Consider the following 15322-nt stretch of genomic DNA (forward strand, 5'->3'; position numbering starts at 1 on the left):
AGGACTACCGCTCAAAAATTTACATCCCTCATAGTTCAGATAAAACCGTTATTTTTGGCAGTGTTAAACAACGTCGTAATAGATTTACATCCCTCATAGTTCAGATAAAACTCATCCGCATCCTTCCTTTCTGTCAAAAATAAAAAGCATTTACATCCCTCATAGTTCAGATAAAACAACAATGAGATTTTGCAGGTACAGCTAGTTACACCCGCATTTACATCCCTCATAGTTCAGATAAAACGAGTATTGGAAGGTGGATATTGTTTTAGAAGAACAATATTTACATCCCTCATAGTTCAGATAAAACAACGGTAGGGCTTACATTGCCACTACTTGCAGCAGCATTTACATCCCTCATAGTTCAGATAAAACTTGCAGATGAATTCATATTGACTATACAAACCCCACAATTTACATCCCTCATAGTTCAGATAAAACCCACTTTAATAACAGAACTATTAAATTCAGATATCATCTACAATTATACTAAATTCAAAATTATTTGCAACAAGGATGATTTGCAGCGAAGGGGTGGTCTGGATTTAGCATTTTTTGTTAAATAGCTTCTTTTTTTAGTTATGTCAAGGCCTTGCTGTTGTATACCCTATGGCGAAGTTCGCTGCAAAATTGATTATATTGTCATAATTACAATATTATGGAGTCATAATTTTTTTCTTGCCCTAATACCTTTTTGTTGCAGACAATTTTAAACTCCATTTCATAAAAATATACTGAATCCTCATCTCTTTTTATTACTGAAAGCAGTTCTCGTTTGCATTTCTCAAGCTTCCCAAATGTGATTTCACCTTCGAATACAGAGTTTTGCACCCATGTAAAGTATTTTTTTAAAATCTTTCTTACTTTGTTTACTCTCTTTTCGTTGATGTCGTATGTGACTATTACAAATATTCTCAATCACTCCTTTGGGCAAAAATTCATCATCAAGGAATATTTGTCGTGTTCGCGTGAGCTAATGTCCCATAGAAACAATGCTTACCACCACGATATTAACCTTTCATAAAACATTTATCGAGCTGTACTCCTCAACACTTATAACCAGTGAGGCATAATAGATTTTATTGGCTACTTCTCAATCAAATTACCACCATGCTTTGAGTGGTGAATAAACCTGATCGCCTATAAAATGTTTTATCAACTTGTAACACTCAAGTCTTATAAAGCTCTTGTATGAGACATTTCTGTTTAGCTGTCTGTGGCGAACCGTAGTATCAAGCTTGTTTTGGAGTTCTTTGAGGAATATCTTTCTTCCTTCGTGGTTCAAGTAACAATAATTCAAATCCTCATCAAAATGCTCAAGAGTAAGTTTACTATTGTTTAAAAGCTTGAATATCACTGTATCAACAATTAACGGTTTGAAAATTTCAGAGATGTCAAGGCTCAGTGAAAATCTTTTTTCACTTGGTTCATGCAAAAAACTTATTGTTGGGTCAAGTTGAGTTTGATAAATTTGAGACAAAGTGTGACTATAAATTAAGCTATTTCCGAATGAAATCAAGGCATTGATAGGATTTGTGGGTGGTCTTTTTTCTCTTTTTTCCATTACAAAATCTTCTGGCAAGAACCGATTAAATGACTGATAATATATATTGCGAATCCTTCCCTCAAGCCCCATCAGTTCTGCAATGCTTGATATATTGAACCTGCCTTTTTCCCACTCATCTTCAATTGTAATCAAAAAAGCCTCAGCTTCTTTTCTTTCTCTCAAATTTCGCATCATGTGGTAAACTGCCGACTCAACAAAACAATATGCCAAAAATAGCCTCTTTTCTCTATCAAGATAATGAAGAGCTTGTCTTACAACAACATCTCCAGATACATTTTTCTTGCGTGGTAAGAAACTTCCGGCATAAAAGCCATAATAGTTGTAAAAATGAAGAACAATGCCGTACTGAGAGATATAATTTAGGGCTTTGGTGTTCAAGTCTACCTCTCCAAAGATATGAATTTGCTCAACATTTTCAATGTCAATAGACCTTTTTTCCACTTCAGTCTCAAAGTATAAGGTGTTTTCGTGTCTTCTGAGTCTTCCATTGGAAGTAAGGTACAAGCTCTTTTGCATATCATTTACCCCCAGCAAAACTCATAATATGCGCAGGACTTGCAAATCTTTTGTTTTTGTACAGGTGGTGGAATGGGTTTTGTTGTAATTTCTTCTATCTCTTTTAAGGCCTGCTTTACCTTTTCTTCATACTCAGGGGTCAGCTCCAGCACTTCTTTTCTTTTTTCTTTCGGATAATTGATTATTCCTTGTTTTTGAATTCCCTTTTGTTTGAGATAGTAAAGATAGTACATAACCTGCATTATATCAGCTTCTTTCATTTTACTGCTGTATTTTACTTCTCTGATGCTGCCGTCTGATAAAATATCAATCATGATAAGATTGTCAATCAGGACTTCCTTTGCGTTCTCTTTCGGATACGAATACTCATGCAACACTTTGCCCAAAAGCACTTTGTCGGACGTATTTTCAAAAGTTATGTTCTTGCTAAATAGCCAGAGTTTTCTTTTGCACACATATAGATAGTTTATTTTTATGCCTTGGAATCTTACATCTGAAATCTCTTGAATGTCTTCCATTTTGCTTTCACTCGCTTTTTTACCATATGTCAGATTGTTCTAATTCTTTTGGTGGTATCAACCCTAATTGGTCATCATATTCGCAATCAAGTATATAGAGCCCTAAGTCTTTGTCATAACAACTTGCTCCGCCTCTCGCAAAAAAATATGCCGGAGCTGTAACTGTATATTTTTTGATTGAGGAAATTAATTTCAATTTTTCAATAGATTTTGTAGACTTTGAATTTATTTTTTTAAGAGCTTCATTTATTTCTTCGATATTTTTATCGAATATTTCCCTCGGTATGCCAGAAATTGTAACAACATCTCTAAAAATCTTTTGTGCTTCAATTTTTCTATCTGCTCTGAAGCCAAGTTCTAAAAGTTCATATGCCTTTTTGAATTTACTTATAAAATTTGTACTTGAGAGTGCATCAATATCGTATACATATTCATTTAGTTCTTTCTTGTCATATTCTGTAATTTTATTTCCATCAAATTTTTTCAAAAATGCTTCTGTCCTATCGACAATCTCTTTCTGATAAACTTTTCCGACTCCACTTGGGTCTTTGGTCAAAATGATAACATTCGGACGCAATTCATTATACGTTCTTTTCCTGTATACCCTTCCCATTCGCTGAAGTAGCGAATCTGCCGATGCAAGTTCTGTAAATAAAATATCATAATCTATGTCAAGTGAAGCTTCTACAAGCTGAGTTGATATTATGATACCGTTTTTTCTCTTATCTGAGATAACAATTTGCTCTTTTTGCCTCTTTTGTCCCTCTAAAAACCTTGAATGTAAAAGTTCAACAGGAATCTCTTCAAACTTTTTCAAATTTTCCTTTATAACTTGGTAAACTTCCTGTGATCTTTTTACAGTATTGCATATGACAAGCACATTCTTTTGTTTTGCATGTTCAATTATTTCAGCTACGCAGTCTAAAATTGAAAGCTCTTTGATTGAAATAATATGAGAATACCTCCTTTTCAGGTCTTCATCTGAATATGCTTGCACATACTCAGCATAATCTCCAAGGTATTTTAGAATAAGCGGATTAATTGTTGCGCTCATTAAACAAAACTTGCCATTCAAATTTATGATCTCTTCTAAAGTCTTTATTATAATTGCCAAAGATTCGGGAGAGTAACTCTGTGGTTCATCTATTATGATTTTTGAGTACAAAAACAATGAATAAATTTTTTCAAAGCCCGGCCACTTCAAAGCAGATGTGAAAATCTGGTCTCCTGTTGTAACAATTATTGGAAGGCTCAAATTCTTAGCAAGATCAACGCTATCAAACAAAGCTTCTAATTCTTGATTTCCGCGCTCCAAATCCATATGTTTTTCAAGTAGATATATCATACTATCAGAATGCAAAATCCCAACTTTATCCTCTCCAAAGACCTTTGCTAATCTTTCATACATTGCATTGATAGAAACACGAATTGGAAGAGTGTAAATGAGTTTACTTTTGAATGCCCAGTTTAGCCCAAACTCTGTTTTTCCACTGCCAGTCGGAGCAAACAAAACTACGCTTTTTTCAGAAAGTTCTATCGCCTTTTTCTGGAAGTTTTTAAATCCAGTAAAACTTCCCTTTCTCTTTAAATAAACTTCAACCTTTTCAGGGAAATCATTAATCTTTGCCTCTTCTGCATTGATTCCTGCAGAACTTGAATGGTCAAGCCTGTGCAAAAGCCCTTTCAACAATATTCTAAAAACCACTTTTTTGTCCGAAAGGTCATATGAATCTTTCAGCATCAATTCTCTTAATTGATTAATTACTCTATACGTGTAATTTGAACTTTCCACCATTTTATATCTGTCAGGAACAGAAGGAAGTAACTCCAATAGAGGTTTCAACGTTTGATTTTCTATATACTTTGAAACATCCTCACAAATGTATTTATTGAAATATTGAAAATCAACATCAAAATCTCTGTCATGCGAAAACGCAATTATGAAAAGTAAATTTTGGAAATCCTCATAGGTTATATTACCTTTTTCAATTTCATCTTCTAAGTCGACAAAAGCTGTAGATAGAAAGTTATGAGGCACCTCTTTGGACAAGCCCTTAACCTGAGGCACCTCATGCACTTTTGTTCTCTCCCTTATTTTTTGCTGGAATTTCGAATTTGCCTTGCCTAAATCGTGATATATTATCGCTAATTTTAGGAGATATTTGAGCTTTTGATAGTCTATTTGTAGCTTTTTACAACCTTCTCCAATTTCTTCCTCATATTCTTCAAACAGTTTTTCCATGTTATTTAACAAATCCACCGTGTGTTGGTATATGGTTTGATATTCACTTCCTTTGTCACCTTTAAATCTCTTTGCATAAAGTTCTATATCCTTATAACTTTCAATTTTCATACTCCTCATCACCTATTAAATCAATGATTATGTTCTCATCATCTACCATAACCTCTTTGTCAACCATTGCCATAGGATTTAACTGCTCTAATGTTTCAATAAAAACTATATCTTTTTTGTCAGTAAATATCCTCAAACCATCTTTTGTCTTTTCATATCTATTGTTGAGCCTGAACCTGATTCCATCAATCATAAGTGTCTCAGCAGTTGAGCTTTTCAAATACATCCCTATCTCTGGAGGTCTTTTCTTTATATATTTTCTGTACTCTACTTTTCTTGGCTCAAAGAGTTTTATCTCGTCTATCCTCATCAAATCCTCTTTTCGGCCCAAACCCCAGTAAGAGTCAAAGATATTTTTATATATTTTTTCCAAAACATCCCTTTCAGCATTTACATGAATACACAGCTGCACATCAACAAGGTTTGTCACATATATAATGCCATTCACTACTCTTGCAGAAACCTCATTTACAACAGGAGCATTGTCATTTTCTCCCCTTAGTCTATCAAACTTTATTATCCTTTGAATATCATAAACAACAGAGTTGAATTTGCCACAGATGGACACTGCCATTTTGTAATATTTTCCCTCTCTTGCACCTAAAATATTGTGAAGCCATCCCTTCACGGTAGATGGCGGTGGTAGCGGATAAGAGTCTACTATTCCATAAGAAAATGGTTTCCTGAAGTTTGCAAAAGGCTGATAAATCTTAATTTTTAAAAGGCTATTGAGCATCTTTAAACTGTCCCTTCTTCGTAATATTTTCTTGCTCTCTCTTTCAAATTCTCAAAGAAGTAATCAATTGTGCCACTTGAAGCTGGGAGAAGTTTTTTGAGCTCTTCTTCATTTACAAAAAAGCCTTCTAATATTCCCAATAGAGTGTAATCAAAGACCTTTTTGCCATTTGGTAGGGTCAGCTCACATGTGCTATGAAGAAGCCTTGGATCAATTGCATAGGCTGAATCTTCTTTTATAAGTCTAATTCTATTTAAGAAAAATGGATTTTTTATTGGATAAAGACCACCTATTGCAAAAAGCGGGCTTAAATTTTCCCTTCTTCCCTTGATTTCTCTGCTCAAAAACTTTATTGCATCAAATGAGCTATAAAGCCTCTTAAGTTTTTCACCAGCTGATATCTCTTCAACCACTTCTCCTTTTTCATTAAAATCTTTGCCCAGTCTGTCTAAGTCAATTGCCACTGTATAGGTATATAAGGATTTGTGCTGTTCAAGCTGATATGGATTTGGATTAGTATTTGCTCTTTTTGCTAAATTTAAGTTTGTAGCAAATTCTACGTCGTTTTTGTACTCTTCCAAAGACACGGCTGGAGTAATTTTTACAACTGCTGTTCGTGTTTGCGCATTTTGACGTTGCCCTGAAGTTTTCATGTAACCAAACAAGTCTATCTCTGGATACTCAGCAATTGTTGCTTCTTTTTTAAATTGAACTACCTGTTCATCACCTGTCACTGGAGTTTCCTTCATACCTGCGTTCTCTACCATAAATCTGTATTTTTCAAATCTTAAAGCTTGCCTTGACATGTAAGTGTATACTTTATTTTCTCTTGTAAGTTTTTTAAGCTCGGAGATGTTCCCTAAGCTCTCTCCATAGTTTAAGCTCATTGCCTCAAATACGACTGTAATTGTAATCCCTGCATTTTTATTCATTACCAACAACCTCCTCACTATTTTCTACTTTTTCATCTTTTTCGCTTCCAAGCAGCCCATTTACAAAGCTGTACCCCAGCGCACAAAAATTGTCTCTGTCATTTATACACGACACAAACAAAGCAGGAACTTCCATGTTATAGCTCATATAGGTTCTAATAATCAGATTCATAAATGTATTTACGTCGCCAATTCTGAGTGCCGAAATAAGTCTGTAAGCAAGACTGGTTATTTTGTTTTCAGCTTTTGAAGACAAGAACTTTTTCTTTAGCTCCTGGCCAAAGAAGTACATTTTCCACAACCACTTTTCATCCATTAATTCTCCACCTCTTTTTATACTTTTTAAGTATTTATACGTAAGGATGTTATACATTTGGAGTCTATAAGGAGAAAGATTTGTATTTATTTTGGAATTTGGTTTTTGGGAACTCAAATATTCCCCTTCTAAGAATGATAAAAATTGAAAACTCAGTGTATTATTCATAAATTTTTGCATAAATTCGCTGAAAGGATAAATATTATTATCTTTGAACTTTATAAAGCTTCCTGTAATCTTTTTAAAGATATCAAAATTTGAATTTATAAATTCTGCCTTCTGTTTTGTAATACTAAAACCATAAAGCTTTGGTGTTACAGAAGAAGTTAAATCTATTTCGATGAACATAATATTGGCTAATCTAAACTTACTTTCTTCTTTTAATTTCAATAACAAATAATCATTGATAAAATTCAAAATTCCTTTTTCCTTTAATATGTTTTCTTCCCTTGACATCATCTCCATAAACAGCTTATTTGTTTGATAAAGCTCCAACACAGAGGTATTTCTATCTACAAAATAAAACTTTTTGGTTTGTCCTATTCTAAATTCGGTCAATCCTGCAAATATGCAAAAGTATATCAATTCACAAATCTCACAAATGGGCAGCTGCGGCTTGAAATTCCAGAAAAAATTCTTGTTATCTTTATTAGCACCCAGAAAGCTTACAAGTCCAGTGTCTAATAAAGCATCTTTTTTAGCAGGTCTTAACCCACAAAATATACAATCATGATTTTTGTCTTGTCTATTCGTTTGGTTAACTATTGGTCCTTCAAAATCATCAAAAAATTTCTTTTTTAATTCTCCTTTAAAATTTCTATTTAGAAAACTTCTGTCACCACATATTGAACTTGCATTTTTAAGATAAGTTTTAACATTGTCTTCGATTAACCCTTGTTTATTTGCATTCAATAAATCAGTTATTTGAGATACATATTGTTCAGCGTCAGTCTTATTAAAATTTCTTGGCAACGTTAGCTTACGGCTATCTACCAATTGCTTTAACTTGGAAAATCCTTCTACTCTCTTTTTAAAGTTGCTTACTTCTTGTTTTAAATTCTTATCAAAATCATTATTTTCTAATCTTTGCAATAATTTATTCCCCAAATCAATTAACTCATCTGTTCTGGGATACCTCTGATAAGCTTTTTTGAAAAACTTGTCAGAAAAACCTTGTAAACTATTTCTGTCAAACTCTATATAGTTTGGTCCAATTGTTATAATATTTTGAGAAGTTATATCTTTTCCATCCAGCATAATATCAATAAATCCAATAATCCCTGCATTATAAGCCCAATCACCTAAATATACCCTTTCTTTCATAGCCTAATATACTCCTTTTTATTTTTGGTTATTTCGCTACCTCTATAAACCCGAAGCCCTGACCTCGTCTGAAGCCAATTCCATTTTGATAAATTTCTTTGAGGTCTTCGGGGGTTCCTGATAGTTCAAATAAGCCGATGAAGCCTGTGAGATACATATAATTTTTATTGGTATTTTCAACAAATTCAGAAATTCTGTGCTTGATAACCGTTTTTTGAACATTTATTGGCTTGAAAATAATCTTCTTTTGCAAACCTCTATTTTGCCCACGCAAACTACGAATATTTCTTATTTCAAAATCAATAACCTCATTAAACACATCTTCAAACCCATCCTCATAAGGCAAAACTGGTATCTTTTTGCTTTCTCCTTTCTTCTCAATTAAGATAGGTGAAAAAGTTTTGAATGCCATTACTCTATTAAATTGCTCTGGCTCTTTTACTAAATACATCCGCTTTAGTTTAATTTTGCAATTGTCAGTTAGATTGTATGGGTAAAGATGATTATTAATTAGGCTATTATACATGTTAACAAGAAATTCATAATCAGAAGTTGAAAGGTTCAAAACTATGTCGCCCCTGAACATAACCTTATCGTCAGCAAAATTCATGTTAGGAAGATTCACGGCAAACACAAACGGCTTTTGCCATTTGTTCTTTTTGTCTTTCCACCAATAAAGTTTTTTAAAATATTCCTGATTATATTCCGATAGGGCATTTTTTAAAAAGCTCATAAAAAGCGTTCGATAATAGATAGGAAGTTCAAAGATTTCTGTCTTAGGATTTGCTATTTCAAATATAAATTTTGCTCTCAAGTAAATTCCTCCTTTAAAAATAAACTTTGTATAAATTGACATTCTTTATTATATTTCTACATTAGTTACAAAAATCCTTCTTCCGGTTCATAAAAATTTTCTTACTTATTTGTCGAAAATTCCAAAGATGATTCTTTATGGTTTTAAATTTGTAGCTGTTAAATACTCCTCTATAGTAAAGAACCTTTTTTAAATGCTCTTTCATATTGTTTTGGCCAGTCTTCCCTTGAAGTGTAGGTATGCAGAACCCAATAGGGATTTCTTAAAAGTTCTCTTCCTAGTGCAACTAAATCTGTCCTTTTATTTGAAAGAATTTCTTCTGCAAGCTCTTGTGTTGTTATTAATCCTACTGCAGAAGTTTTTATATTACAGCGTTTTTTAATTGTTTCAGCATATTTAACTTGATATCCGGGATATAGGTTTATATCAGCACTTAAAAGTCCTCCACTGCTTACATCAATTAAATCAACTTTGTCTTTTATCATGTTGATGTAGTCTACCATCATATCTATATTTATTCCGCCTTCAATGTAATCATCTGCAGATACGCGCACAAAAATAGGTTTGGTTTGGGGCCAATTTTTTCTAACTTCTTCTATCACTTCAATTAAAAATCTTGCCCTATTTTCAATGCTACCACCGTATTCATCTTTTCGCTTATTTGAAAGAGGAGAAAGAAATTCGTGGATTAAATAGCCGTGAGTTGCATGTATTTCAACCACATCATATCCTGCTAGGTGAGCCCTTCTGGCAGCTTCTCCAAAAGCTTTGACTATAGATTTTATCTCCTCAATGGATAATTCTCTTGGAAGTTTGTAGTTGTCTCCTGCTTTAATAGGGGAAGGACCTACAACATCTTCATAAAGTATATCACATTTTCTTCCTGCATGAGCAAGCTGTATTCCCACCGCAGCGCCATTTGCTTTGCATATGTCTACAATTTTTTTTAATTCTTTAGCTTGCTCATCATTCCATATTCCAAGGTCACGGTCAGTTATTCTTCCTCTACTCTCAACAGCTGTGGCTTCTTGCATAATAAGTCCTACTCCACCAATAGCCCTTGTGGCATAATGAACTATGTGCCAGTCGTTTGGTATTCCCTCTGTAGAAGCTGTATACATACACATGGGAGACATCATGATTCTATTTTTTATTGTAATGTCCTTTATCTTTAAAGGTGTATGTAAAATACTCATAAACATTCTCCTTTCTTGAGTTTTCTAATTTTAATCATAATACATAACTTTTCAAAAACCAAATTTGAAAAGTCTGTGTCAAGATTTTGCAAGTATTACCTACTGAAATTTTACCCAGACATTTAAAAAAGTATTTAACCTTAATGTGTTTGAAGCAATTTTAATGATAGTTAAAAAAAGAGCAATTTTTTTGGAAAGTATTTAAAATTTTTTAGTAAATGTAAACGATAGATTATTGAAAATTTACAAATAATTTAGTTGACTAAAGTTAAAGTTGCTGATAAAATAACAAGTAACTTTATTCAAGTTTACATTTTTAAATTGATAAAGATAAAAAGTGATGAAGGTGAGCGGTATGCGTTGAGGCTCAAGAGAGCCGGTGGATGGTGCAAACCGGTGCCAAGACGCGTATTTCCTCGCACTGGAGCTGTATAGCTGAAGGGCGATAAGCTTATTAGGCTATACCGGGATTACCCGTTACAGTTCAAGTTGCAAAACTTGGTGAGGCTATTGCCGTGAGGTAATAGCGAAAACAGGTGGTACCGCGTGGAGAAAATCCTCGCCCTGTAATTTAGGGTGGGGATTGATTTTTATATAGGGGGGTGGTAATTTGCACATTATCTCTGTCCTTGTTAACAATCATCCAGGAGTTTTATCAAGAGTAGTAGGTCTATTTTCTAGGAGAGGTTATAATATTGAGAGCCTTGCAGTAGGTACGACAGAAAGAGAAGACATTTCAAGGATAACTTTGACAGTGGGAGAAGATGAATATACAGTTACTCAGGTGATACGGCAACTTAATAAACTTGTAGATGTGTTGAAAGTACAAAACATAGGAGCTAGGGATAATGTTTCTCGAGAATTGCTGTTAGTTAAAGTAGGTTATGATTCAAATACAAGAGATGACATAATGCATATTGTGGATACTTTTAGAGCAAAAGTTATAGACATTTCTATTGACTCCTTAATCATAGAACTTACAGGAGATAATGAAAAGATAAATGCTTTTATAAATTTAATTAATAAATTTGATGTAAAAGAGCTTGTTAGAACAGGACTTGTATCTTTAGAGAGAGGTAGTAAAACATTAAAAGAATATAAGGGGGAATTGTAATGGCAAAGATGTATTATGATAAGGATGCGGATTTGAATTTACTTAAGAATAAGAAAATAGCAATAATAGGGTTTGGAAGTCAAGGTCATGCTCATGCGCTTAATTTAAGAGATTCTGGACTTGATGTGGTAGTTGGCCTATATAAGGGAAGTAAATCGAAAGAAAGGGCAGAAAAAGAAGGGCTTACAGTTTTAACGGTGGAAGAAGCGGCTAAAGTAGCAGATATCATAATGATGCTGATACCAGATGAAAAGCAGGCAGAAGTTTATAAAGAAAGCATAGAAAAAAATCTTACAGAAGGAAAAGCTTTGGCTTTTGCTCACGGTTTTAACATACATTTTAAACAGATTATTCCTCCAAAAAATGTAGATGTGTTTATGGTAGCTCCAAAGGGTCCAGGACACCTTGTAAGAAGAGTATACCAAGAAGGAAAGGGAGTTCCAAATCTTGTAGCAGTGTACCAAGATTACACAGGAAAGGCTTTTGAAATAGCATTAGCCTATGCAAAAGGAATAGGAGGCACACGAGCAGGTGTTATTGAGACTACATTTAGAGAAGAGACAGAAACAGACCTTTTTGGAGAACAAGCTGTTCTTTGCGGTGGAGTTACTGAACTCATGAAAGCTGGATTTGAAACATTAGTAGAGGCTGGTTATCAGCCAGAAATAGCTTATTTTGAATGTGTGCATGAAATGAAACTCATAGTTGACCTCATATACGAAGGTGGATTTAGTTATATGAGATATTCTATTTCTGATACTGCAGAATTTGGAGACTATATGACAGGCAAAAGAATAATAACAGAAGAAACTCGAAAAGAGATGAAAAAAGTTTTGAGTGAGATACAATCGGGTAAATTTGCAAAGGAGTGGCTTTTAGAAAATCAAGTGGGAAGACCGCAGTATAATGCTATGAAAGATAAAGAGGCAAGTCATCTTATTGAAAAAGTCGGCAAAAGTTTGAGAGAAATGATGGCCTGGATTAAAAAAGAATGAATAAGGAGGTAAATGTTAATGGGGGTAAAAAGAGTCATTGTTTTTGACACTACTTTAAGAGATGGTGAACAGACTCCCGGCGTCAATTTTAATATTAACGAAAAATTTGAAATAGCAAAACAATTGGCAACTTTAGGGGTTGACGTTATAGAGGCAGGATTTCCAGCAGCTTCCAATGGAGATTTTGAAGCGGTAAAAAACGTTGCTGATAAAATAAAAGGTGTTACTATTGCTGGACTGGCAAGGGCTGTAAAGGAAGATATAGATAGAGCCAGTAATGCTTTAAAAAACGCTGAAAGATCGAGATTGCACGTTTTTATCGCAACTTCTGATATACATCTTAAATACAAACTTAAGATGTCGAGAGAAGAAACACTTAAAAGAGCTGTCGAAATGGTAAAATATGCAAGAAAGAAATTTGATGAGATTGAGTTTTCAGCAGAAGATGCTTCAAGAACCGACTGGGACTTTTTAGTAAAAGTTTTTAGCGAAGTAATTGAGGCAGGAGCAAATGTAATAAATATTCCGGATACCGTAGGGTATGCGATGCCAAGAGAATTTGGAGAACTCGTAAAATACATCAAAAATAATGTTCCTAACATAGATGGAGTAATTATAAGTGCCCATTGTCATAACGATCTAGGGCTTGCTGTAGCAAATTCTCTCTCTGCCATAGAAAACGGAGCGACTCAAGTAGAAGTAGCAGTGAACGGAATAGGAGAAAGGGCAGGAAATGCAGCATTGGAAGAGGTAATAATGGCGTTAAATACTAGAAAGGATTATTTTGGCCTCGTTCACGGAATAAATACCAAAGAAATCTACAATACCAGCAAATTAGTAAGCAAACTTACAGGAATTGATATTCCACCTAATAAAGCGATTATAGGTGCTAATGCCTTTAGGCATCAAGCTGGAATTCACCAACATGGAATTATTAATAACAGGGCAACTTATGAAATAATGAAACCAGAAGATATAGGAATAAATCCCGATACTTTTGCATTAGGTAAGCTTTCAGGAAGAAATGCTTTTGAATTGAAAGCCAAACAATTAGGGTACAATCTTTCACCGGGAGAATTAAATGAGGCCTTTAGAAGGTTTAAAGATTTGGCAGACAGAAAAAAGGTCATTATAGATGAGGATATAAGATTTGTGGTAGAGGAGACATTAGAAGAATTTAGAAGTTTTAAGGAGGGAGAAGCTTGGGCTTAACATTGACACAAAAGATATTGTCGGCAAAAATTGGTAGAGAGGTCAAAGCAGGAGAGTTAATAGAAGTAGATGTAGATATGGTGTTGGGCAATGACGTCACTGCTCCTGTTGCTATAAAGGAATTTGAGAAAATAGGAAAAGAAAAGGTGTTTGACAAAACTAAAATTGCCCTTGTTCCTGACCATTTTGTACCTAATAAGGACATAAAATCGGCAGAGCAAGTGAATATAATGAGAAAATTTGCAAAAAAACATGGAATAGTGAATTTCTTTGAAGTAGGGCAAATGGGGATAGAGCACGCTCTTTTACCCGAGAAAGGACTTGTACTTCCCGGGGATGTGGTGATAGGTGCCGATTCTCATACATGCACTTATGGCGCTCTTACCTGTTTTTCTACAGGTGTAGGAAGTACTGACATGGCGGCAGCAATGGCTACTGGCAAGGCATGGTTTAAAGTACCGGAAGCTATAAAATTTGTATTAAAAGGCAATTTACAAAAATGGGTAAGTGGAAAAGATGTTATCTTGTATATAATCGGAAAAATAGGAGTTGACGGAGCTTTATACAAATCTATGGAATTTACAGGGAATATAAAAGCTTTGTCAATCGACGATAGATTCACAATTGCCAATATGGCAATAGAAGCAGGGGCTAAAAACGGTATTTTCGATTTTGACGAAATTACCGAGGCATATGTTAAGGGGAGAGCAAAAAGAGAATATAAAGTGTTTGAAAGAGATGAAGACGCCGAGTACAGTGAAGTTTATGAGATAAATTTAGATGAGATAAGACCTCAAGTAGCATTTCCTCATTTGCCTGAAAACACTAGAAGCATTGATGAGGTTGGAAAAGTGAAAATAGATCAGGTAGTTATTGGCTCTTGTACGAATGGACGTCTCTCAGATATGGAGATAGCGTATAAGATACTAAAAGGCAAAAAGGTTCATCCTGATGTAAGACTTTTAATTTTCCCTGCCACACAGGAAATATACCTTGAATGTGTCAAAAGAGGTTACATTGAGGAGTTTATAAAAGCAGGCGCCGCAGTTTCTACTCCTACTTGTGGACCTTGCCTTGGCGGGCACATGGGAATTTTGGCTAGAGGAGAAAGGGCGTTGACAACTACTAACAGAAATTTTGTAGGAAGAATGGGACATCCTGAAAGCGAAGTGTATCTTTCAAGTCCAGCTGTTGCGGCTGCTTCGGCTATTGCAGGATATATCGTAAGTCCAGAGGAGGTGGAATGATGCAAGGGAAAGCCATAAAATATGGGGACAATATAGATACAGACGTTATAATACCAGCGAGGTTTTTAAACACTTCAGATCCACAGGAATTGGCACAGCATTGTATGGAAGACTTAGACAAAGACTTTAAGAATAAAGTTAAAGAAGGAGACATATTGGTGGTAGGTGAAAATTTTGGTTGTGGCTCTTCCAGAGAGCACGCGCCAATCGCTATTAAAGCATCTGGTATATCCTGTATAATTGCCAAGTCTTTTGCCAGAATTTTTTTTAGAAATGCGATAAATATAGGGCTTCCAATATTAGAATGCAAAGAAGCGGTAGATGGGATTGAAGAAGGAGATATGGTCTTGGTTGATACAGATAATGGAATCATAAAAAATTTGACTAAGGGAACGGAATTTAAAGCTCAACCTTTTCCTGAATTCATAAAAGAAATAATGAAATATGGTGGACTTATAAATTATGTCAGAAAGAAGGTGTGAC

The 15322-nt window shown here is 34.5% G+C and carries 14 protein-coding genes, 1 CRISPR repeat array and 1 other annotated feature; of the genes, 5 read left to right on the forward strand and 9 right to left on the reverse strand.

Annotated features, from left to right (window positions below):
- Positions 1-17: 17 nt before the first annotated feature.
- A CRISPR array of direct repeats spans positions 18-441; the repeat unit is 29 nt; unit sequence ATTTACATCCCTCATAGTTCAGATAAAAC.
- Between the two features lie 207 nt (positions 442-648).
- The 9 genes from cas2 to namA form a co-directional block, all read right to left on the reverse strand.
- Positions 649-912 carry a CRISPR-associated endonuclease Cas2 gene (cas2, locus tag I4N53_RS06220; protein WP_041591677.1) on the reverse strand — a complete coding sequence of 88 codons (264 nt, stop codon included), beginning with the start codon at positions 910-912 and terminating at the stop codon, positions 649-651.
- 190 nt (positions 913-1102) lie between these two features.
- Positions 1103-2083, reverse strand: coding sequence for a type I-B CRISPR-associated endonuclease Cas1b (gene cas1b / locus I4N53_RS06225; RefSeq protein ID WP_214495859.1), 981 nt, complete (start codon positions 2081-2083; stop codon positions 1103-1105).
- Between the two features lie 5 nt (positions 2084-2088).
- Positions 2089-2601, reverse strand: coding sequence for a CRISPR-associated protein Cas4 (gene cas4, locus I4N53_RS06230; protein ID WP_013149496.1), 513 nt, complete (start codon positions 2599-2601; stop codon positions 2089-2091).
- A 19-nt stretch (positions 2602-2620) separates the two neighbouring features.
- Positions 2621-4954, reverse strand: coding sequence for a CRISPR-associated helicase/endonuclease Cas3 (locus I4N53_RS06235; protein ID WP_028992565.1), 2334 nt, complete (start codon positions 4952-4954; stop codon positions 2621-2623).
- A complete protein-coding gene (cas5b, locus tag I4N53_RS06240; RefSeq protein ID WP_013149498.1) occupies positions 4944-5690 on the reverse strand; it encodes a type I-B CRISPR-associated protein Cas5b in 747 nt (248 codons plus the stop codon). The genes I4N53_RS06235 and cas5b overlap by 11 nt, the downstream gene beginning before the upstream one ends.
- 2 nt (positions 5691-5692) lie before the next feature.
- Complete coding sequence (cas7i, locus tag I4N53_RS06245; RefSeq protein WP_013149499.1) at positions 5693-6622, reverse strand: type I-B CRISPR-associated protein Cas7/Cst2/DevR; 930 nt, start codon at positions 6620-6622, stop codon at positions 5693-5695.
- Positions 6615-8261: a type I-B CRISPR-associated protein Cas8b1/Cst1 gene (gene cas8a1 / locus I4N53_RS06250; protein ID WP_214495860.1), complete on the reverse strand. Its 1647-nt coding sequence runs from the start codon at positions 8259-8261 to the stop codon at positions 6615-6617. The genes cas7i and cas8a1 overlap by 8 nt, the downstream gene beginning before the upstream one ends.
- Positions 8262-8289: 28 nt before the next feature.
- Positions 8290-9075, reverse strand: a complete 786-nt coding sequence (gene cas6 / locus I4N53_RS06255; protein WP_013149501.1) for a CRISPR-associated endoribonuclease Cas6 — start codon at positions 9073-9075, stop codon at positions 8290-8292.
- Between the two features lie 170 nt (positions 9076-9245).
- The gene (gene namA, locus I4N53_RS06260; RefSeq protein ID WP_214495861.1) at positions 9246-10271 is read right to left on the reverse strand and encodes an NADPH dehydrogenase NamA; all 1026 of its coding nucleotides are present in this window, start codon (positions 10269-10271) and stop codon (positions 9246-9248) included.
- A 331-nt stretch (positions 10272-10602) separates the two neighbouring features.
- Positions 10603-10841, forward strand: a binding site (T-box leader).
- A gap of 40 nt (positions 10842-10881) precedes the next feature.
- On the opposite strand from namA, the gene ilvN reads away from it, so the two are divergent.
- From ilvN to leuD, 5 genes are read left to right on the forward strand one after another with little or no spacing between them, the layout of a single operon-like run.
- On the forward strand, positions 10882-11385 hold the full coding sequence (gene ilvN, locus I4N53_RS06265; protein WP_013149503.1) for an acetolactate synthase small subunit: 504 nt from the start codon (positions 10882-10884) through the stop codon (positions 11383-11385).
- Positions 11385-12380, forward strand: coding sequence for a ketol-acid reductoisomerase (ilvC, locus tag I4N53_RS06270; protein ID WP_013149504.1), 996 nt, complete (start codon positions 11385-11387; stop codon positions 12378-12380). Before ilvN ends, ilvC begins: the two co-directional genes overlap by 1 nt.
- Before the next feature lie 18 nt (positions 12381-12398).
- Positions 12399-13592 (forward strand): 2-isopropylmalate synthase, encoded by a 1194-nt coding sequence (locus I4N53_RS06275; RefSeq protein WP_214495862.1) that lies wholly within the window; start codon positions 12399-12401, stop codon positions 13590-13592.
- Positions 13583-14839 carry a 3-isopropylmalate dehydratase large subunit gene (gene leuC / locus I4N53_RS06280; RefSeq protein WP_214495863.1) on the forward strand — a complete coding sequence of 419 codons (1257 nt, stop codon included), beginning with the start codon at positions 13583-13585 and terminating at the stop codon, positions 14837-14839. The genes I4N53_RS06275 and leuC overlap by 10 nt, the downstream gene beginning before the upstream one ends.
- Complete coding sequence (gene leuD / locus I4N53_RS06285) at positions 14839-15321, forward strand: 3-isopropylmalate dehydratase small subunit (RefSeq protein WP_012994197.1); 483 nt, start codon at positions 14839-14841, stop codon at positions 15319-15321. The genes leuC and leuD overlap by 1 nt, the downstream gene beginning before the upstream one ends.
- The last annotated feature ends 1 nt before the right edge of the window (position 15322 follow it).

Origin of the sequence: Thermoanaerobacter sp. CM-CNRG TB177, assembly GCF_018588165.1 — a bacterium.
Lineage (GTDB): Bacteria > Bacillota > Thermoanaerobacteria > Thermoanaerobacterales > Thermoanaerobacteraceae > Thermoanaerobacter > Thermoanaerobacter thermocopriae.